This window comes from Collinsella sp. AF14-35 (assembly GCF_003464565.1).
GTDB lineage: Bacteria > Actinomycetota > Coriobacteriia > Coriobacteriales > Coriobacteriaceae > Collinsella.
Map to the genome: position 1 here is coordinate 1 of NZ_QRZD01000027.1, position 18,894 is coordinate 18,894.

General features: G+C 61.9%; 16 protein-coding genes. 4 read left to right on the forward strand and 12 right to left on the reverse strand.

What is annotated here, in order from left to right; translation table 11 throughout:
- Nucleotides 1-137: 137 nt before the first annotated feature.
- The 7 genes from DWW12_RS08270 to DWW12_RS08300 form a co-directional block, all read right to left on the reverse strand.
- On the reverse strand, nucleotides 138-2,732 hold the full coding sequence (locus DWW12_RS08270) for a DNA topoisomerase I (RefSeq protein WP_117855702.1): 2,595 nt from the start codon (nucleotides 2,730-2,732) through the stop codon (nucleotides 138-140).
- A gap of 54 nt (nucleotides 2,733-2,786) precedes the next feature.
- Entirely contained in the window at nucleotides 2,787-3,470 is a 684-nt protein-coding gene (hypB, locus tag DWW12_RS08275; protein WP_117855703.1) for a hydrogenase nickel incorporation protein HypB, read from the reverse strand.
- A 55-nt stretch (nucleotides 3,471-3,525) separates the two neighbouring features.
- A complete protein-coding gene (gene hypA, locus DWW12_RS08280; RefSeq protein ID WP_117855704.1) occupies nucleotides 3,526-3,882 on the reverse strand; it encodes a hydrogenase maturation nickel metallochaperone HypA in 357 nt (118 codons plus the stop codon).
- 6 nt (nucleotides 3,883-3,888) lie between these two features.
- Nucleotides 3,889-4,680 (reverse strand): twin-arginine translocase subunit TatC, encoded by a 792-nt coding sequence (gene tatC, locus DWW12_RS08285; RefSeq protein ID WP_199570764.1) that lies wholly within the window; start codon nucleotides 4,678-4,680, stop codon nucleotides 3,889-3,891.
- Nucleotides 4,680-5,258 (reverse strand): twin-arginine translocase TatA/TatE family subunit, encoded by a 579-nt coding sequence (locus DWW12_RS08290; RefSeq protein WP_158564433.1) that lies wholly within the window; start codon nucleotides 5,256-5,258, stop codon nucleotides 4,680-4,682. Before DWW12_RS08290 ends, tatC begins: the two co-directional genes overlap by 1 nt.
- 152 nt (nucleotides 5,259-5,410) lie before the next feature.
- Nucleotides 5,411-5,725 carry an STAS domain-containing protein gene (locus DWW12_RS08295; RefSeq protein ID WP_035137695.1) on the reverse strand — a complete coding sequence of 105 codons (315 nt, stop codon included), beginning with the start codon at nucleotides 5,723-5,725 and terminating at the stop codon, nucleotides 5,411-5,413.
- Nucleotides 5,726-5,776: 51 nt separating this feature from the next.
- The gene (locus tag DWW12_RS08300; RefSeq protein ID WP_117855707.1) at nucleotides 5,777-7,081 is read right to left on the reverse strand and encodes an aminotransferase class I/II-fold pyridoxal phosphate-dependent enzyme; all 1,305 of its coding nucleotides are present in this window, start codon (nucleotides 7,079-7,081) and stop codon (nucleotides 5,777-5,779) included.
- 149 nt (nucleotides 7,082-7,230) lie between these two features.
- On the opposite strand from DWW12_RS08300, the gene DWW12_RS08305 reads away from it, so the two are divergent.
- The gene (locus tag DWW12_RS08305) at nucleotides 7,231-7,485 is read left to right on the forward strand and encodes a hypothetical protein (protein WP_022093864.1); all 255 of its coding nucleotides are present in this window, start codon (nucleotides 7,231-7,233) and stop codon (nucleotides 7,483-7,485) included.
- Between the two features lie 226 nt (nucleotides 7,486-7,711).
- Here DWW12_RS08305 and nhaA read toward each other — a convergent pair whose 3' ends face one another.
- The 3 genes from nhaA to DWW12_RS08320 all read right to left on the reverse strand — a co-directional run bounded on the left by nhaA (nucleotide 7,712) and on the right by DWW12_RS08320 (nucleotide 11,376).
- On the reverse strand, nucleotides 7,712-9,070 hold the full coding sequence (gene nhaA / locus DWW12_RS08310) for a Na+/H+ antiporter NhaA (protein WP_117855708.1): 1,359 nt from the start codon (nucleotides 9,068-9,070) through the stop codon (nucleotides 7,712-7,714).
- Nucleotides 9,071-9,337: 267 nt separating this feature from the next.
- The gene (locus tag DWW12_RS08315) at nucleotides 9,338-10,261 is read right to left on the reverse strand and encodes a manganese-dependent inorganic pyrophosphatase (RefSeq protein WP_117855709.1); all 924 of its coding nucleotides are present in this window, start codon (nucleotides 10,259-10,261) and stop codon (nucleotides 9,338-9,340) included.
- Between the two features lie 161 nt (nucleotides 10,262-10,422).
- Nucleotides 10,423-11,376, reverse strand: coding sequence for an ROK family protein (locus DWW12_RS08320; RefSeq protein ID WP_233544278.1), 954 nt, complete (start codon nucleotides 11,374-11,376; stop codon nucleotides 10,423-10,425).
- Between the two features lie 340 nt (nucleotides 11,377-11,716).
- Between DWW12_RS08320 and DWW12_RS08325 the strand changes: the two genes are divergently transcribed.
- Entirely contained in the window at nucleotides 11,717-12,436 is a 720-nt protein-coding gene (locus DWW12_RS08325; RefSeq protein ID WP_117855711.1) for a GntR family transcriptional regulator, read from the forward strand.
- Nucleotides 12,437-12,508: 72 nt separating this feature from the next.
- Nucleotides 12,509-13,441, forward strand: coding sequence for a type I phosphomannose isomerase catalytic subunit (locus DWW12_RS08330; RefSeq protein ID WP_369832442.1), 933 nt, complete (start codon nucleotides 12,509-12,511; stop codon nucleotides 13,439-13,441).
- Between the two features lie 538 nt (nucleotides 13,442-13,979).
- Here DWW12_RS08330 and DWW12_RS08335 read toward each other — a convergent pair.
- A complete protein-coding gene (locus DWW12_RS08335; protein ID WP_117855713.1) occupies nucleotides 13,980-16,880 on the reverse strand; it encodes an ATP-dependent helicase in 2,901 nt (966 codons plus the stop codon).
- 333 nt (nucleotides 16,881-17,213) lie between these two features.
- Nucleotides 17,214-18,194: an undecaprenyl-diphosphate phosphatase gene (locus DWW12_RS08340; RefSeq protein ID WP_117855714.1), complete on the reverse strand. Its 981-nt coding sequence runs from the start codon at nucleotides 18,192-18,194 to the stop codon at nucleotides 17,214-17,216.
- 249 nt (nucleotides 18,195-18,443) lie between these two features.
- On the opposite strand from DWW12_RS08340, the gene DWW12_RS08345 reads away from it, so the two are divergent.
- A complete protein-coding gene (locus DWW12_RS08345) occupies nucleotides 18,444-18,881 on the forward strand; it encodes a universal stress protein (RefSeq protein ID WP_089572432.1) in 438 nt (145 codons plus the stop codon).
- The last annotated feature ends 13 nt before the right edge of the window (nucleotides 18,882-18,894 follow it).

An 18,894-nucleotide genomic window follows, 5' to 3' on the forward strand; every position in this document is an offset into this window, starting at 1 on the left:
CGGGCTGACAATTTCGACTGTAATGGACGTTCTTAAACGACTAGTCATTAAAGAACGTCCCCAATGACTACCCAAAAAAACGAGCGAGGATCATGGGACCCTCGCTCGTTTTTTTAGGCAATGTTTCGGCTGCGCCGTTACTTGTCGGCGGCTGTTTTCTTGGCAGTCGACCTCTTCGCGGTCGTCTTCTTGGCGGCAGTGGCTTTCTTAGCCGTCGTCTTCTTGGCCGCGGTCGTCTTCTTCGCCGTGCTCGCCTTGGTCGCAGTCTTGCGGCCGCGGGCGGGCTTCTTCTCCTTGGTCGGGCAATCCATGTTGACGCAGATGCGCCACGGACCGCGCGCCGTATTGACCACCACGATGGGCGCGCCGCACTCGGGGCAGGTCTCGCCCGTCGCCTCGAGCTTACCACGCGCCGGCAGCGGATAGCTCACGCCGCAATCGTCATAGTTGGTGCAGCGGATAAAGCGCTTGCCGCTCTTCTCGCTCTTGTGCGCGATCAGGTCGCCATGGCATCCTGCCTCGGCGCACACCTTGCACTCGCCCACCTTAAGGTCGGGCTCGTAGTTGGTGGGGCACGTGGGGTTCACGCAGATCTCGAAGGCCTTCTGGCGGAACGGCTGGCACTTGATGCGCGGCGCGCCGCACTCGGGGCACACGGCGGCCTCGCCTTCGAGCGGGCTCACCTTGACGCCGCTCGGCACCGGATAGGTCACATCGCAGTCGGGCCAGCCCATGCAGCCGATAAAGCTGCCGCGGGTCTTGGCGCTCGTCTTCATAACCAGATCCTTGCCGCACTTGGGGCAAGCGCCCACGCGCGCATCGGCCGTGACGGCGTCGCTGATGGCGTCGCCCAGCTCCTGCGTATGCTTGAGCAGCTCGTCGAGCACGCCGGCCAGCAGCGCGCGCGAGTGCGTCACGACATGCTCTTCGGTGTCCTCGCCACGCTCCACGCGGGTCATGTCGCCGTCGAGCTCGCTGGTCATATCGGGGCTCGTGATGCGCGGGGCAAACTGCGACAGCGCATCAATGATGGCGATACCCAGCTGACTCGGCTCCACGGGATCGTTTTTGAGGTAGCGCACGGCATACAGGCGCTCGATGATGCTCGCGCGTGTGGACTTGGTGCCCAGGCCGCGCTTTTCCATCTCCTGCACGAGCTTGCCCTGGCTGTAGCGCGCGGGCGGCTCGGTCTGCTTGGCCTCGAGCTTAATGTCGAACACATCGACCGTATCGCCCTGCTCGAGCGGCGGCATCTGCTCGTCGCGCTTGAGGCCATACGGGTAGGCCTCGCGGAAGCCCGGGGTCACGAGCACGTCGCCCGAAGCCACGAACGGCTCGCCGTTGACGTCGAGCTCGAGCTTGGTGTTCTCGATGGTCGCGGGACCCATGAGCGTCGCCAGGAAGCGGCGGGCAATGAGGTCGTAGAGCTTGCGCTGGCCGCCATCGAGCGTGGACGGATCGCCCTCGCCCGTGGGATAGATGGGCGGGTGGTCGGTGGTCTCGACCTTGCCGCGCGTGGGCTTCATGGGGCCGGCGAGCACCTTTTTGCACACGGGCGCCAGCGCCGGGTTGATCTTTGCCAGGTCGCTCACCACGGCGCCCAGATCGAGCGTCGCGGGATACACGGTGTTGTCGACACGCGGGTAGCTGATGAGACCGGCCATGTAGAGGGACTCGGCGATGCGCATCGTACGCGCAGGCGAGATGCCCTCGGCCGCGGCGGCAGCCTGCAGCGAGGTCGTCGCAAACGGCGTGGGCGGCTGCTGCTTACGCGAGCGCTTGGTCACCGCGGCAACGGTCGCCGTCGTAGCGCCGTCGACGTGGCCGTACGCCATCTCGGCAGCATCTTTGTCGGTAAAGCGCGCTGTCTTGTGCGCGATCTTAAAGCGATCGTCCTCGGCAGCGCCCTGCGCGGCACCCATGCCGCGAATCTGCCAATAGTCCTCGGGCACAAACGCCATGCGCTCGCGCTCGCGCTCGACCACCAGGGCAAGCGTCGGTGTCTGCACGCGGCCGGCGGAGCGCACGTTGCCAAAGCCGCCGAACTTGGCGAGCGTCAGATAGCGCGTGAGCACCGCGCCCCAAATGAGGTCGATGTGCTGGCGGCTCTCACCGGCATCGGCCAGGTTCTGGTCGAGCGAGACGAGATTATCGAAGGCCTGCGTGATCTCGGCCTTGGTAAACGAAGAGTACTGGGCGCGGGCAACCGGCAAATCGGGCGCCACCTCACGCACCTTGTTGAGGGCGTCCGAGCCAATCAGCTCGCCCTCGCGGTCGAAGTCCGTGGCGATGATGACGCTGTCGGACTTTTTAGCGAGGTTCTTGAGCGAACGAATGAGCTCCTTCTCGGCCGGTAGCTTAATGACGGGCGCCCAGGTGAGGTAAGGCAGGCTCTCGAGCTTCCAGCCCTTGATGGAGATGCCGTCGGCAAGGAACGGCTTGCGCTTGGTGTCGTAGGGCGGACGAGCTAGGCCGTCGGGCATGTCGGCCGGCAGCATCTCGCCGTCCTCGGTCACCGAATACCAACCCAGCTTTTTATCGAACAGCACGCTGTCGCAAAAATCGGGCGCCAGGATGTGACCGGCAAGGCCAATGGTCACGCACTCCTCGCCCTTCCACTCAAAACGGTAGATGGCGGTGTTGTACACCTTGTCCTTTTTGGGCTTACCCGTGGACAGCCGCTCGGCGATCTGACGCGCGGCGTCATTTTTCTCTGCGATGATGAGCTTCAAAAGAGGCTCCTATCTCGTATCTCTGCGGCTACGCCCGCGCTCATGGCGGCCGACTTACGCCCTTGCTTGCTCAATCTGCCCGATGAGCCAATCGCACCAGGCATCCATGCCCTCGCCCTTGCGCGCGCTCACGGCAAACCGCGGCGCCTGCGGATTGAGGTCATCGAGTGTCTTAGTATACCTATCCATGTCAAAATCGAAAGCCGGGGCCACATCGACCTTGTTGAGCAGCTGTGCGCCGGCGTGTTGGAAGATGCCCGGGTACTTGATGGGCTTGTCGTCGCCCTCGGGCACCGAGAGGATCATGATGGACAGGTTCTCGCCCAAGTCAAAGTCGACTGGGCAGACCAGGTTACCCACGTTTTCAATAAAGATGACGTCAATGTTTTCCAGACCCACCGCCTGGTCGAAGGCGTCGACGGCCTCCATGATCATGTTGCCCTCGAGGTGGCACAGGCCGCCCGTGTTGATCTGGATGGCGGGCATGCCGGCTTCCTTCATGGTGATGGCGTCGACGTCCGAGGCGATATCGCCCTCGATGACGGCGCAACGCAGGCCCGCCTTGTCGCGCAGGCGCTCGTTGGTGCCCAGAATCGTAGTGGTCTTGCCCGAACCGGGGCTCGACAGCACATTGACCACATAGGTGTTTGTCTCATTAAATCTCTGACGCAGCTGATCTGCCAGGCGCTCGTTGCGCGACAGAATCGGCGATGCAATATCAATCGTTTTCTCGGCCATACTTAGCGCTCCTTACTTTGGCCCCTTTATACCCCGTTCCCAGGTGGCTGGTGGGCTAATCGTCGGGGGTTTCGATTTCGATACTCGCGATATCGAGCTCGCGACCGTGCAGTAGGCGCACGTTGGCGCCACCACACTGGGGACAGCGACAGTGGAAGCGATCGTGGTCGAAGACCTCGCCGCAGTCCAGGCATTCACTTTGTGGGTGAATCTCCTCAACCGCGAGCTCGCAGTCCTGCGTGAGCGGGTCCTCATCGCGAAACGTCTCCCACGCAAAGTCAAGCGCCTCGCGCACCACCTCGGTCATATCCCCGATACGTAGCGTTACCAAAACGGCGCGCGAGGCCCCCGCCCCACGCGCCGCGCGAATCACCGTATCGAGTATGCCGTTGACAATGCCAACCTCGTGCATACCGATTTACTCCTCATCGTCCTCGTCGTCCGAGAACAGGTCCAGACGGCTCACGAACAGGCCCTCCTTGCCCTCGCGCGCGGTAATGACCACGCGGGCGATAGCGAGCGAGATCTCGTAGAGCGAGAGCAGGGCGCCGTACATAAGGCCCAGGGTGACGGGCGAGCCGTCGGGCGTGATCACAGCCGAACCCACGAGCAGGCCCACGTACACGTAGCGCCAGGCGCTGCGGAAGGCCGCGTAGGACACGATGTGGAACACGGACAGGTAGAAGATGATGAGCGGCAGTTCAAACGCCACGCCAAAGCCGATCATAAAGAGCAGCTCCATGTTGACGTAGTTCTCCAGGTCGGGCAGCGCCGTAGCGACGGCCGAGGTCTCGCCGATGAGCCACTCAAAGCCCGCAGGGATGATGATGAAGTAGCAAAAGATTGTGCCCAGGAAGAACAGCACCGTCGAGGCGAGCACCGTGGGCACGACCCACTTGCGCTCGTTGGGGCGCAGCGCCGGCAGGAAAAATGCCAGGATCTGCCAGATAATCATGGGCGTGCACATGACCACGGCCATCTTGATGGCCAGCGAGAAGCGCAAGCCAAAACCGCCGAGCGTGGTGGTGATGTAGAACTTACCGTCCGGCACAAAGGAGCGGATGGGGTCTTCCAGGATGTCGAGCACCACGGGCGTGGCGAAATACAGCACGATAGCGGCGGCAAACACCGATACGACCACGATGGTCAGACGGCGACGAAGCTCTCCCAAATGATCGAAGAGCGGCATTCGTGCAGGTCCGATAGGCATTACTCATCGCCTCCCTTCGGGGCGTCGGCGGCAGCGGCTTCGTCCTCGGCCTCGAGCTCGCGGGCGAGCTGGTCAACGACGGCCTTGCGCTTGCGGGGACGACGGGCATAGAGATCGGCCGTCGTGGGCTCTGCCGGCTCGGGCTCCGGCTCGGCAGCGGAAGCGGACTCGGCGGCGGCATCGGCGGACCCGGCGCCGGCGCCCTCGGTCGCAGGCTCCTCAGCAGCACCTTCGCCCTCAGCAGCACCCTCGCTTGCGGCCTTCTCGGCAGCAAGACGGGCGCGACGCTCGGCAAAGGTCTCCTTCTTGGCGGGCGCTGCCGTCTCGGCAGCATCCTCGTCCGCATCGGAATCGTCATCGACGGCAGCCTTCTTGGGCTTGACCGGGGCCGACGCGGCCTCGCTTACCGGATCGATGATCTCGGACTGAACAACAGCCGTCATCTTTTCCTGCGTCTCGCGGAACTGACGGATGGCACGGCCGATCGTGCGGCCCATCTGCGGGAGCTTATCCGGGCCAAACAGCAAAAAGCCGAAGACCACGATGATCGCGAGCTCACCCTCTCCAATACCAAACACACATACCTCCAAGGCTCGATGTGAGTCGAGCCCGCACCGCGCCATTCGGCCGGAACTCGTCTATTCATTCGGTCAAGTATAGCGCCCGGACGCCAAAACGTCCGAGCGCATCACAAACATATGCCAAACGGCACGCCCTTTTGGGGCCAAGATTATGCAGCGGTGATCGAAATCTCCTGGTCGACACCCAACAGCTGAACCACGCGCATCACCGGGGGCTGCACATTGGTGCAGCTAAAGCGCTTGCCGTGGTCGACCGCGTGGTGCGCGGCGCCCACGAGCACGCCAATGCCCGTCGAATCGATGTAGCTCACCTGGGCAAAATCGAGCTCAACGGCCTCAGTAGGCTGCTCGAGCGCCAGGTCGATGGCATTGCGCAGGCTATCGGCGTTAGAGATATCGATCTCGCCGGTTACCTTAATGGTGTAGAGCTCTGGCGTGGGGTTGGTGGAAATACCCAAATCCATGTATACGCTCCTTTACGTATTGAAAGTTCGGATAGTACGGGAAGCCGCGCGTTAGGCGCGCTCGGCACGCGCAAGCTCGGCAGCGACAAGCTTAACGGCCAGCACCAGCACATCGAGCGCGGCCTCCAGGTCCTCGACCGTGGGATAGCTCGGCGCGATGCGGATGTTGGTGTCGCGCGGGTCCTTGCCATAGGGCCAAGTGGCACCGGCCGGCGTGAGCTTGACGCCCAGGTCGGCGCAAAGCGCGGCGACCTTCTGGGCCGAGCCCTCGGGACCATCAAAGCTAACAAAGTAGCCGCCGCGGGGGTGCGTCCAGGTGGCACAGCCCGTGTCGCCCAAGCCCTCGGTGAGCTTGCGCTCGACGGCCTCAAAGCGCGGGCGCAGGAACTCGGCATGCTTTTTCATGTGCTCCTTGACCGCCTCGATGGTGGGAAGGAAGCGCACATGACGCAGCTGGTTGAGCTTGTCGGCGCTGATGAGGCCGGCCTTCAGGCGCTTGGAGAACTCGGCGATGACCGCGGGGCTCGCACCGATAAAGCCGATGCCGGCGCCCGGGAAGGTGATCTTGGACGTCGAGGCAAAGGCCACCACGCGATCCTCGGTGCCCGCCACCCGAGCGAGGTCAAAGATGTTTGCGAGCTCGTCTGGCTCGTCGTACAGGTCGTGCACGCAGTAGGCGTTGTCCCAAAAGATGCGGAAATCGGGCGCGGCCGTGGGCATCTCGACCAGACGGCGCACAGTGTCCTCGTTAAAGGTGATGCCCGTGGGATTGGAATACTTGGGCACGCACCAGATACCCTTGATGGAATCGTCGGCGGCAACGAGGCGCTCGATCTCGTCCATGGCGGGGCCGTTGTCGGTCATCGCGACGGGGACGTTCTCGATGCCCAAGTCGGCGGTGATGCCAAAGTGGCGATCGTAGCCGGGAACGGGGCACAGGAACTTGACCTTCTTGCCGTCGTGCGCGGCCTCGTAGGCGTCCCAGGGCTCGCTGCCGCACGAGCCGCAGCGCCAGAACATGCCGGCGATATCGTGCTCGATCAAAAGGCTCGACGAACCCAGCACGAGCGTCTGCTCGGCGGGGCAGCCCAGGAACTCCCCTGCCAACTTGCGTGCCGAGGGAATGCCCTCGAAGCAGCCGTAGTTGGAGCAGTCGACGCTGCCGTCGCGCAGATCGGCGCCGGCGTTGAGGATATCAAGCATGGGGCGCGAGATGTCCACCTGGGCGGGCGACGGCTTGCCGCGGGCCATATCGAGCGCCAGGCCCTTGGCCTTGACCTCGGCGACCTCGGCTTTGAGCGCCTCGATGGCGGCATCGAGTTCGGTGGTCTCCATCTTCTGGTAGATCGTCTGCATGGGTGCGACCTTTCGCGAAGCGGTACATTGCAGTCCTTCTAAGTATAGACCGCCACCGTCGAAACGTTATGAAGCCGTGATAGATTAAGTCTATCGCAATGAATTACGAATCGCCGCGCATGCCGGCGTGGGGCGACCAAGGAGGCACTATGGAGTACGGATCGTTCCAGGCCGAGGAATTCGGTGACCTGCAACGCCTGGTCGACGGGCTGTTTTACGACCGCCACGCCATCGATCGCCTGGATCTGATCGTACAGGCCGAAATCTTGGACCTGGCACCCGATCTCATGGAAATCGTCAACCTGCTACCGCCCGGCTATTACGACCGCCAGTCACTCTGCGACCAGCTCAACTCCGCCTTGGCCGCCCACGGCTGGGGCGCCGTCTACGGCACCGTGGAATAAACCTAGTCATTGGGGACGTTCTTAAACGACTAGTTGTTGGGGACAGTCTTCCCAGATGACATGCGGCACTTGGGGGCGTTCCTTTTGTGCCGACAGTTTGGGACGGCCCTTTTCGGTCACTCGCGAAGAGTGTCCCTCTCGACTAGTCATTTAAGAACGTCCCCAATGACTAAAACGCCGCCTGTGATGATGTTCATAGGCGGCGTTTTCGAACTTGTATGAGCTTTTACTCACCCTTGGGCGCGGGATGTTTGCAGACCACGCACATGTAGATCATGCCGAGCACGGCAGCGGTGACCGAACCGGCAAGGATGGCGGCCTTGGCAGCCAGAACCTCAAACTGAGCCGTCGGGAAGGCAAGGCCGCTGATGAGAATCGACATGGTAAAGCCGATGCCGCCCAGAATGCCCACACCGGCAATCATGTGCCAGTTGACATTGTGCGGCAGCTCGCAGGCCCTAAGCTTAACCAGGGCAAACGTCATGCCAAAAATACCGATCGGCTTGCCCAGCAGCATGCCAAAGTACACGCCGAGCGTCACCGGGTCGGTGAGCAGCGTGCTCATGTCCACGCCCACCAGGCGAACCTGTGCGTTCACGAACGCAAAGATCGGCAGGATCACAAAGTTGACCGGCGTGGAGATCAGACGCTCCATGCGGATGAGCGGCGGGGTCACGCGGTGCATGACGCGCTCGACCTTAGTGGTCGAGACGGTAAAGTCGTGCTGGCCCAGGATGTGTGCCTCATCGTCGTAGCGGTCATCGAGCAGCGGCAGGCACTCGCCCAACCAATCGGTGAGGTTATCGAGCTTGACGCCACACTTGGCCGGGATGGTAAAGGCCAAGATGACGCCAGCGAGCGTGGCATGCACGCCGCTCTTGAACATGCAGAACCACAACAGCAGACCCAGTACCGAATATGGGGCAAGGCGGTAATGCTGCGTCTTGTTGAGCCACACGAGTGCGCAGGTCACAAGCGCGGCGGCGCCCAACCAAAACGGATTGGGGCTCTGACCGTAGAAGATGGCGATGGCGGCGATGGAGATGAGGTCGTCGGCGATGGCGAGTGTCGAGAAGAACACGCGCACGCCGTTGGGAACGCGATTGCCCAAAAGCGACAGCACACCCAGCGCAAAGGCAATATCGGTTGCCATGGGGATAGCCCAACCATTGCGGGCGCCGGCATGGTTAAAGATCAGGTAGATGCAGGCGGGAACGACGACGCCGCCAACGGCCGCCAGCATGGGAAGCATGGCCTGACGCGGATTCTTGAGCTCGCCGACCGTCATCTCGTACTTGAGCTCAATGCCCACCAACAAAAAGAAGATCGCCATGAGGAAGTCGTTGACGAAAAGCTCGACGGAAAGGCCAGCCGTCAAATGCCCCAGACCCACATACAGCGGGGTCTCCAAAAAGTGATGGATGGCCTCGTAGGCATCAGTGTTGGCGCAGATGACGGCGGCGATGGCGGCGCAGACCATGACGGCGGCGGAAATCGTGCCGTTCTCGGCAATGCGCTCCCAAATGTCGTGACGCTCAAAACGCTTGCGCTCACGGACGTTGAACAGCTGCTCGGGTGCTGCCATGGGCGGCTCCTTTCACGGGAGGGTTCCCGTCTTAAAAAAGCACGGCCCGCCCAAGTGGCGGCGCCGCGCTCCAACGTATTACGCTTGCATCTAGCCTACCCTGCACGACATGCGCGCAAGTGCAGCCGAAAAGCGGAACCACAGGTTGAACATTATTTGCCCACCGGCACGGGCACGCCTGTCCAAGAGACAACGCGGTTCCGTGCACAAAAAACGACCGGAGCGCGGGGCGTCCGCGATCCGGTCGTGGCGTTCGGTCAACTAAACCTAGCAGGCGGCCATGATGGGGGCAGCGACCTGCTTCTTACGGGAGAGGACGCCCGGCATCCAGACGCCGTCGTGCTCGTCGGCAATGTCCAGGCCCTTCTGAGCGGCCTCGGTCTCGCCCTCGAGCAGGACCTGCGAGCCCTCCTCCATGATGTCGGTGATGCACAGGACGATGCCGTCGGCACCCTTCTCGGCGGCGTAGGCGCGCATGGCCTCGCGGATCTCGTCGATCATGCCGAGTGCGCGGCTCTTGTCGACGGTCTCGTACTGGCCGATGAGCAGCTTCTTGCCAGCGGGCTCGAACATCTTGATGTCGTTGCCGACCATCTCGGCTGCGGTGAAGGAGCCGGACGGACGGGTGAGGAAGACCTCCATGCCAAACTTGACCGGGTCGACGCCCACCTGCTCGCCGAGCTTAGCAGCGACGGCGCGGTCGACATCGGTGGTGGTGGGGCTCTTGAGCATGAGCGTGTCGGTCATCATGGCCGAGAGCAGCAGCTTGGCCTGGACGTCGGAAAGCTCAACGCCGAGCACGCCGGCGAGCTTGGTGACGATGGTGCAGCTGGAGCCCCAGGGCAGGCAGATGTAGTGCAGCGGGCCGGCGGTCTCGAAGTCGCCGATGCGGTGATGATCGACGACACCAAAGACCGTGGCATCCTTAAGGCCGGCAACGGACTGGGCAGACTCGTTGTGGTCGGTGAGAACGACGAGCTGACCGTCCTCGACGGACTCGATCACGCGGGGCTCGGCAATGCCGGCGTCGGCAAGCAGCTTGGCGGACTCGGCCGGAAGCTGACCAAGGGCGCAGGCCTCGTAGGTGTTGCCGGCATACTCAACCTGGTTGAGCAGCTGGGACAGGACGACGGCGCTCATGATGGCGTCGTTATCGGGGTTCTGGTGACCAAAGACAAGAACGTTTGCCATGGATATCCTCCACTTGATATGTGTACTTGGACGTAGCTATGGTAGCACGCTGACGCCGAACCTTATGAGATGGAAGGGTCGCGGCACAATTTGGGGCAAGCGCTGAGGCGAGGTCAGGGACGAAGCCTGCCCCCCCCTTTCACCACCTGCCCCCGCACCAGCTATTTACCGGCGGCGCGCAGGGCTACGTAGGCGGCACCGATGATGCCGGCGTCGTTGCCGAGCGAGGCGACCCTGACGGGCGTCTCGCGCGAGGCGGAAAGCGCGTACTGCTTAAAGCGCTCGCGAACCTTGTCGAGGTAGACATCGGCCGAGGCGGAGGCGCCGCCGCCGATGAGGAACATCTCGGGATCAACCACGTTGGCAATAAGCGCCAGGGCACGGCCGAGATAGTCGGCCATGGTATCGGCAGCTGCCAGCGCGAGCTTGTCGCCCTCGCGGCAGGCCTGGAACACGTCCTTGGAATCGGAGGGGCCGGTGAGCTCGATGGGCTCGACGCCCGCCTTCTTGCACTCGGCAAGGTAGTTGTTCACCACGCCGGTGGCGCTGGAATACTGCTCCAGATGGCCATGGCCGCCGCAGCCGCAAGTGCGCTCCTCAGCCGGATTCAGGCACATGTGGCCAATCTCGCCGCCAGCACCCACAACGCCCGACACCACGTCGCCGTTGACGATAACGCCGCCGCCCACGCCGGTACCGATGGTGACCATCACGACGTTCTGCACGCCCTTGGCAGAGCCGAGCCAGGCCTCGCCCATGGCAGCGGCGTTGGCATCGTTTTCGTACTTAACGACCGCGTCGGGGCAGTGCTCCTGAATGGCGATCCTCAGCTCGGGCAGGTTAATGGCAATGTTGGCCTTGACCTTGGCATCGCCCGATGCCGGGATGGGGCACGGAACGGCCAGGCCAATACCCGCCACAAAGGCACGCGGAATCTGGGCTTTGGCGACCACCTGGTCGATAGCCTCGGTCACCGCGGCAAAGCCCGCAGCGTCAACGATGGGAGGCGTAGGCACGCTGGCCTTGGCAAGCAGGTTACCGTCTTCGTCGAACAGGCCCTCCTTAACCGAAGTGCCGCCGACGTCAATGCCGATATAGTACTGCTTAGGTTCCATGGGAGCCCACCTTTCTCGTTTAAACATTGCCTGTATGGTACCGCTCCCAAGGCAAAAACCTACCAAAAAGGAACAGGTTTGTTTTGGCAGGTTTTATCTGGGGAAACGCAGCGCATGAGATTCAGTTCGTTAGACGGCAACACGACTCGGCCCCGTCCCCAGACTAATCAATCTGCTCAATACGACAATATTCGATTGTATTTCGTTTTAAGGCGCTTTTATTTAATAAGAAAAGCGTTTTTAGATATTCTCTTTCTCGAACTTTTCAAAAACGCAATAGGGATGCTTAGGTGTTGACTATACTTTCTTTTATACTCAATCAAGCCGGAAAGGAGGTTCCATGATTCCCAAATACGAGGCAATAGCTGCAGATATCCGTCGAAGCATCGAGGACGGCGCTCTAAAGCCGGGCGACAAGCTGCCCACCGTCGTTGAGTTCTGCGAGCTCTATAGCGTTTCTAAAATCACCGTCAAACGAGCGATTGAGCAGATTACCGAGGAAGGCCTTATTACCAGCCGGCGCGGATCGGGCACCTACGTTAAGGACACGGCGGGGCTTCCCGGCAAGGCGTTTTTCCAGGGCAAGAACGACCGTGCCCAGGGCTTTTCGCATGAGCACCGTGGGGAGAAGGTGACCTCGGTGGTCTACGATTTCTCGATTGTCAATCCGCCAGCAGACGTCGCTGCCCAGCTGGGAATTGCCGAGGACGACTTTGCCTATCACATCGTGCGCGTGCGCCAGGTCGACGAGAAGCCCATCGTTATCGAGTACACCTACATGCCCCTCGAGCTGATTCCGGGCCTTAAAAAGAAAGACCTGTATGGATCGGTCTACAGCTTCATCCGCGAGCAATGCGGGCTGAAGATTTCGAGCTTCCACCGCACCATTCGCGCCGTAGCGGCAACCGAGGAAGAGGCTGAGCGCCTGGACACCAAACGCGGCTCTCCCCTGCTCGAGCTCAACCAGATTGGCTTTTTGGATAGCGGCACCGCGTTTGAATATTCTATCTCGCACAACGTAGGCGACCGCTTTGATCTGCACAACGTAACGCTGGCCTAGTTTTGTAATCCGGTGGGTGCTCGTTTTGAGCTGTCTTACGCGGCACCCGCACAACCTTATGGGAGTATGCATATGTCCGATTTGATTAAACTCACGCCGATCTTCCACGAGAAGATCTGGGGCGGCCGCCAGCTGGAGACCGTATTTGGCTACGACATTCCCGAAGGTCCCATCGGTGAGTGCTGGGCCATCTCGGCCCATCCCAACGGCGACTGCCAGATTGCGGAGGGCCCGTATGCCGGTCACACGCTGTCGTGGCTGTGGGCCGAGCACCGTGAGCTCTTTGGCGACTGCGAGGGCAAGGAGTTCCCGCTGCTCATTAAGATTCTGGACGCCAAGGACGACCTTTCGATCCAGATTCATCCCAACGACGAGTACGCCGCCGAGCACGAGAACGGCAGCCTGGGCAAAACCGAGTGCTGGTATGTACTGGACTGCGAGCCCGGTGCCACGATCATCGTCGGCCAGCGCGCCAAGGACCGCGCCGAGGCTGCACAGATGATCGAAGACGGCCGCTGGGACGACATGCTCAACGTGCTGCCGATCCACAAGGGCGACTTTTTCCAGATTGATTCCGGTACCGTGCACGCCATCAAGACCGGCACGCTCATTTTGGAGACGCAGCAGTCGAGCGACGTGACCTATCGCCTGTACGACTACGACCGCCCCGGCACCGACGGCAAGCTTCGCCCTCTGCACATTGAGCAGAGCCTCGACTGCATCGATTTTGATGTCCAGGCTCCGACCGACGGCACCGTGACCGCACCCGAGATCGACGGCGTGACCGAGCTCGAGTCCAACCCCTGCTACACCGTCGATCGCGTGCGCGTCGACGGCAACAAGACCCTCGATCAGCGCTGGCCCTTCATGTGCCTGTCGGTCGTCGACGGCGAAGGCACCGTCTGCGGCGACCCCGTCCACAAGGGAAGCCACTTGCTGGCCCCGAGCACCGTGGACAAAATCGAGCTCGAGGGCAATATGGAACTGATTATCAGCCACCTGTAGGTCACCGGTCCCCAAGCGCTCGCCGGGACGGGGCGCGGGGTTTGGTCGCCTGCTCGGACAGTCCTGCTCGCACGGAGAGCACATTAAGTGCTCTCCGGCTCGTGCGGAACTCGCGATCGACCAAACCCCGCGCCCATCCCGGCGAGCCTCAGGCTGGCAGCAACAACCCAAACGCAAGAAGGGGCTCCCCCGTTCATCAACGAGGGAGCCCCTACTCGTATCTATTTCTCAGCCCATCGGGCTCTCCAGATCAAAAAACAGACGAGCAAAGCGACGTTCGTCCAGCAACGTTACCCAAGGACCTGGGCGGGCGTATGGGGCAACATCGATCGCGAGTTCCGCACGCAAAGGAGGCCACTTAATGTGGCCTCCGTCTTGCGCAGGACTGTCCGAGCAGGCGACCAAAGCCCCCGGCGCGCCCGCCTAGCCGGATGTACGGGTTTTCCAGGTGCGGCAGATCGGCCTGAAAGAGGAGGGCATAGACCTTGAGGTCATGCCCGACGATTGAAGGCCGAGGTGCCGTGCCTGGGAAAGCCGCCTAGGTCAGTTTCACTATAGGTGCAAAGCCCTTCATTAGCTTTTTGGTCTGGCCGGTCTTTTCGAATTGCACCTCGATCATGTCTCCGGCGACCGAGATCACGGTACCCGTGCCAAAGGTCTTGTGACTCACGGTATCGCCCGCGGCAAAGTCCTGCGACGCGCTGGTGCGATCGACCTTGCGCTCCACCGTCGGCGACACCTTGGACGACGGCTTTTTGGCTCGCGGCGCGCCCGAGCCAAAGGTCGAGGCAACGCGGCCGGCGTCAGGCGAAACCCCACGATGGCGCTCGGTCCCATAGCTGCTGCCGCCAAAGAAGTCGTCAAAGCTCGACCCGCCGCGCGAGCCGGAGCCGCCGGTCGAGCGCGTATGCGAACCAAACACCTTGCCGCCATACATATCCGAGCCCATGCCCGAGCCAAAGGTGCCGTGACGGTCGCCGCGCTTTTCCCAGCCCGTGCCCTCAAAACCGGCAGAACCGATGCCGCTAAACTCGATATCCTCAAACGGAATCTCGTTAAGGAAGCGCGAGCGCGGGTTGGCAGAGGTCGAGCCGTAGGTGCGACGCGTGGCCGCATAGGTCAGGAACAGGCGCTTGCGGGCACGCGTGATGGCGACGTAGGCCAGGCGACGCTCCTCCTCGAGCTTGCCCGGGTCATCGCTGCCGCCAAAGTCGTGCACGTGCGGGAAGATGCCCTCCTCCATGCCGGCCACGAACACCGCCGGGAACTCCAGGCCCTTGGCAGAGTGGATGGTCATCATGGTGATGGCATGCGTCTCGCCGGCCAGGGAATCCAAGTCGGAGCGCAGGGCCAGCCACTCCATGAGAGCAGGAAGCGCCTTACAGGTGAGCGGACCGTAGGTGCGCTCGATCTCGTCGGCATGCACGGCACCCGCCGGCATCTCCGTCGGCGCGGCATACGCGTTGCCCGCGATGGCGGCAGCCAGGGCGTCCTGCGGCGGGAGTACCGGAGCGGCTAGGCTATCGAGCGGATTGGAACCTGCGGCATCACGCGCGCCAACGAGCGCCTCAAACGAGGATACCGGGGCAGACGGTCCCGGCTCGGGCGCAGGTGCGCTCACCACAACGGGCTCGGGCTCGGCGCCGGCCGGCACATCGGCAACACCGGCCGCGCGCAGCTCTTCCAAGCTCTCGAGCGTACCCTCGATATCCTCGTGCGTCTCCTCAAATTCGGCGGCGACGCCCAGGAATTCCTGGATGTTCTCGGCGCGGCTCTCGGCCTCCATGGTGCCCTCGGCGCGAAAGGCCTGCAGCAGGCCCGTCTTGTCGACAATCATCTCGACAACGTCCTTGAGCTCGCCGTCCATGCGGCGGCCCTCGCGCACCAGCGACACAAAGCTCGACAGGCCATTGCGGACCTTGGCGCTAAACATGCCCGTCTCGGCGCACGCGATCTCGCAGGCTTGGAAGAACGAGCAGCGGTTGTCGCGCGCCAGCTGCTCGATCTTTTGGATCGAGGTGGAGCCGATGCCGCGGCGCGGCGTGTTGATGACGCGCTTGACGCTCATCTCGTCGGCCGGGTTCACGATCATCTTGAGATAGGCCATGACATCGCGGATCTCGGCACGATCGAAGAATCGCGTGCCACCCACGATCTTGTAGGGCACGCCCGCACGCAGGAACATATCTTCGAGAATACGCGACTGGGCGTTGGTGCGGTAGAACACGGCGATGTCGTCGTAACTCGTGCCCTTGGAGTGCAGCTTTTCGATCTCGCCGGCAATCCAGCGGCCCTCGTCGCGCTCGTCGCTCGCCTGGAAAGCCTGGATCTTCTCGCCATCGCCCTCGGCCGTAAACAGGCGCTTGTCCTTGCGCTGCGAGTTGTGACGCACCACGGCGTTGGCGGCGCTCAGGATATGACCCGTGGAGCGGTAGTTCTGCTCCAGCTTGACGGTCTTGCAGTTTTTAAAGTCCTTCTCAAAGTCCAGGATATTGGTGATGTCGGCGCCACGCCAGCTATAAATGGACTGGTCGTCGTCGCCCACGACCATAAGGTTTTGGTACTTGGCGGCCAACAGGTTGGCGATCTCGTATTGGACGTGGTTGGTGTCCTGATACTCGTCGACGCTAATGTAGCGGAAGCGCTCCTGGTACTTATCGAGCACCTCGGGGCGGGTGCGCAGCAGCTCGAGAGCGCGCACGAGCAGGTCGTCGAAGTCCATCGCGTTGGCGGCGCGCAGGCGGCGCTCCAGCTCCAGGTAGACCTGCGCGGCCTTTTTGTCGTTGGGGCTATCGGCGCTCTTGAGCATGTCCTCGGGCCCAATCATGGCGTTTTTGGCCGAGCTGATCTTGCTGCGGATCATGTTGATGGGGAACTGCTTTTGCTCAATGCCGAGCGCCTGCATAATGTCACGCACCATGCGCTTTGAGTCATCGTCGTCATAGATGGTGAACTGACCGGTGTAGCCCAGCAGGTCGGCGTCCTCGCGCAGCATGCGCACGCACATGGCGTGGAAGGTGCACACCCACATGCCGCGGGTGCCACTGGGGATGAGTGCTGCCAGACGCTCGCGCATCTCGGCCGCGGCCTTGTTGGTAAACGTGATGGCCAGGACCTGCCAGGGCTTAACGCCCAGGTCGCCAAGCATATGTGCGATGCGGAAGGTCAGGACGCGGGTCTTGCCCGAGCCGGCGCCGGCAAGGACCAGCAGCGGGCCCTCGGTGGTCAGGACCGCCTCGCGCTGGGCGGGGTTCAGGCTATCGATATCGACGAACGGCTTGGCGGGCTTGGGCGCCGGAGCCGGGGCGTCGTAGATGTCGAGCGGAACGAGCTCGGGTTCCGGCGCGGCGGGGACGGTGTACGCATCGAGCGGCACGGGCTCCGGCGCGGGCGACACGGGCGCGGCAGTGTTCTTTTCCCAGGGCAGGGGCTGGGTCATGGGCGACTCCTCATCTGACGGACGGCGCGCCTGCGGGCAGCGCCATAGTTTGAGCCGTATCAGTATACCGAGCCGCGCGGACACCGACGCAAATCACACCACGACTCCGTGCGCCGCCGTCAGGCCCACCCCAGCGAATTTGGTGCAAAGGTGTCAGGTTACTTTGAACCAATCTATTGACAATCACGAAACCGCCGATGTCATGGCAGCAGCAGCGAGCGGCGGCCAGGGCGAACAAATTGGCATGAAAAGGGGGCGGCACAGACCTTTTGGTCATGCCGCCCCCTTTGAATGACAAGTTGTCGCTCCGGTCGCCGTGCAGCGTCAACCAAGTTACAGGCCGAGCATAGGCTCCAGAACAAAGAAGTATGCGAGCACTACGATGCCCAGGATGATGCGGTAGACGCCGAAGCACTTGAAGTCGTGACGGCGGACGAAGCCCATGAGCCACTTGATGGCGATGAGCGAAACCACAAAGGCCACAACGCAGCCCACGCCCAAGATGGCGATCTCGTTGGTGCCGAACGTGCCGCCCTTGATGAAGTACTTGACCAGCTTGAGCGCACTTGCGCCAAACATAACGGGAATAGCCAGGAAGAACGTGAACTTAGACGCCACCGAACGCGTGCAGCCCAAAAGCAGGCCACCGATGATGGTAGAACCGGAACGAGACGTACCAGGCACCAGCGAAAGCACCTGGAAGCAGCCGATACCCAGCGCAGTCTTCCAGCTCAGGTCCTCGAGCGTGGCGATGGAGCCAAAGTCCAGGTTATCGTCATCGTCCTCATCCTCGGCGGTAGCCGCGGCGGACGCCGCAAAGTGCGCACCGGCAGGACGTCCACCCGACACCACAGCACACGAACCAAACGAACCGGCAACGGCCATTTCCTCGCGCTTGCTCGCGCGCCAGTTCTCGATCACGATAAACAGCACGCCGTACACAATGAGCGCCAGCGCCACGACGGGAGCATTGTAGAAATGTTCCTCCATCCAGTCGTTGAGCGGCAGGCCGATCGCCGCCGCAGGAATGCAGCCGAGCACAATCTTGCCCCACAGCACCCAGGTGTCGCGACGGCCCTCCTTGCCCTTGCTGGGCGAGAACGGATTGAGCTCATGGAAGAACAGCACACAGACGGCCAGAATGGCGCCGAGCTGAATCACAACCAGGAACATATTCCAGAACGTCTCGCTCACGTTCATCTTGACGAACTCGTCCACCAAGATCATGTGACCCGTCGACGAAACGGGCAGCCATTCGGTGATGCCCTCGACCAGGCCCATGAAGGCAGATTTTAGAAGCTCGATAATATCCAAAGGGACCCCCTCGTTAGACACCCGCCGGTAGATGTTCTGCGGACGATGCGGGCGATGTCCCATTATCAACCGTTGACGGTGCGACCGCGCCTACCCTCACCAAAAAACTCGCCCGTTCACAGAATTGCGAGCGGTCAAACCGAAATCCTTGGGTATAACTGCAACAAGATAAAGTGTCCGGCGGCCAACGCGCCCGCGCCCGCCCGACGCACGAGCCCCGCGCCCGTGCGATAGACCAAGGAGGAAACCATGAACGAGGGCTACACCAAGGTATTTGTTTCACTCGACGGTACTGAGCAGCAGGATTTTGTGCTCGCACGCGCCATCAAGGTCGCCGCGAACAACGGCGCTAAGTTGATCATCGGCCACGTCATCGACTCCACCGCGCTCGAGAGCGCCGGTTCCTATCCGGTCGACCTGGTCAACGGCTTGGAAGAGGCCTTTAACAACTCCATCGCCAAGCAGCTCGAGGAGGCCAAGGCCAATCCCAACATTCCCGAGGTCGAGGTCATGATTCGTACCGGCCGCATTCGCGAGACGCTCAAGGATGAGATGCTCGACGTGGTCAAGCCCGATCTGGTGCTCTGCGGCGCCCGCGGCCTGTCCTCAATTAAGTACGCGCTCCTGGGCTCGATTTCGACGTTCCTGCTGCGCAATACGGACTGCGACATTTTGGTCGTGAAGTAGCGTTGCTCCCACC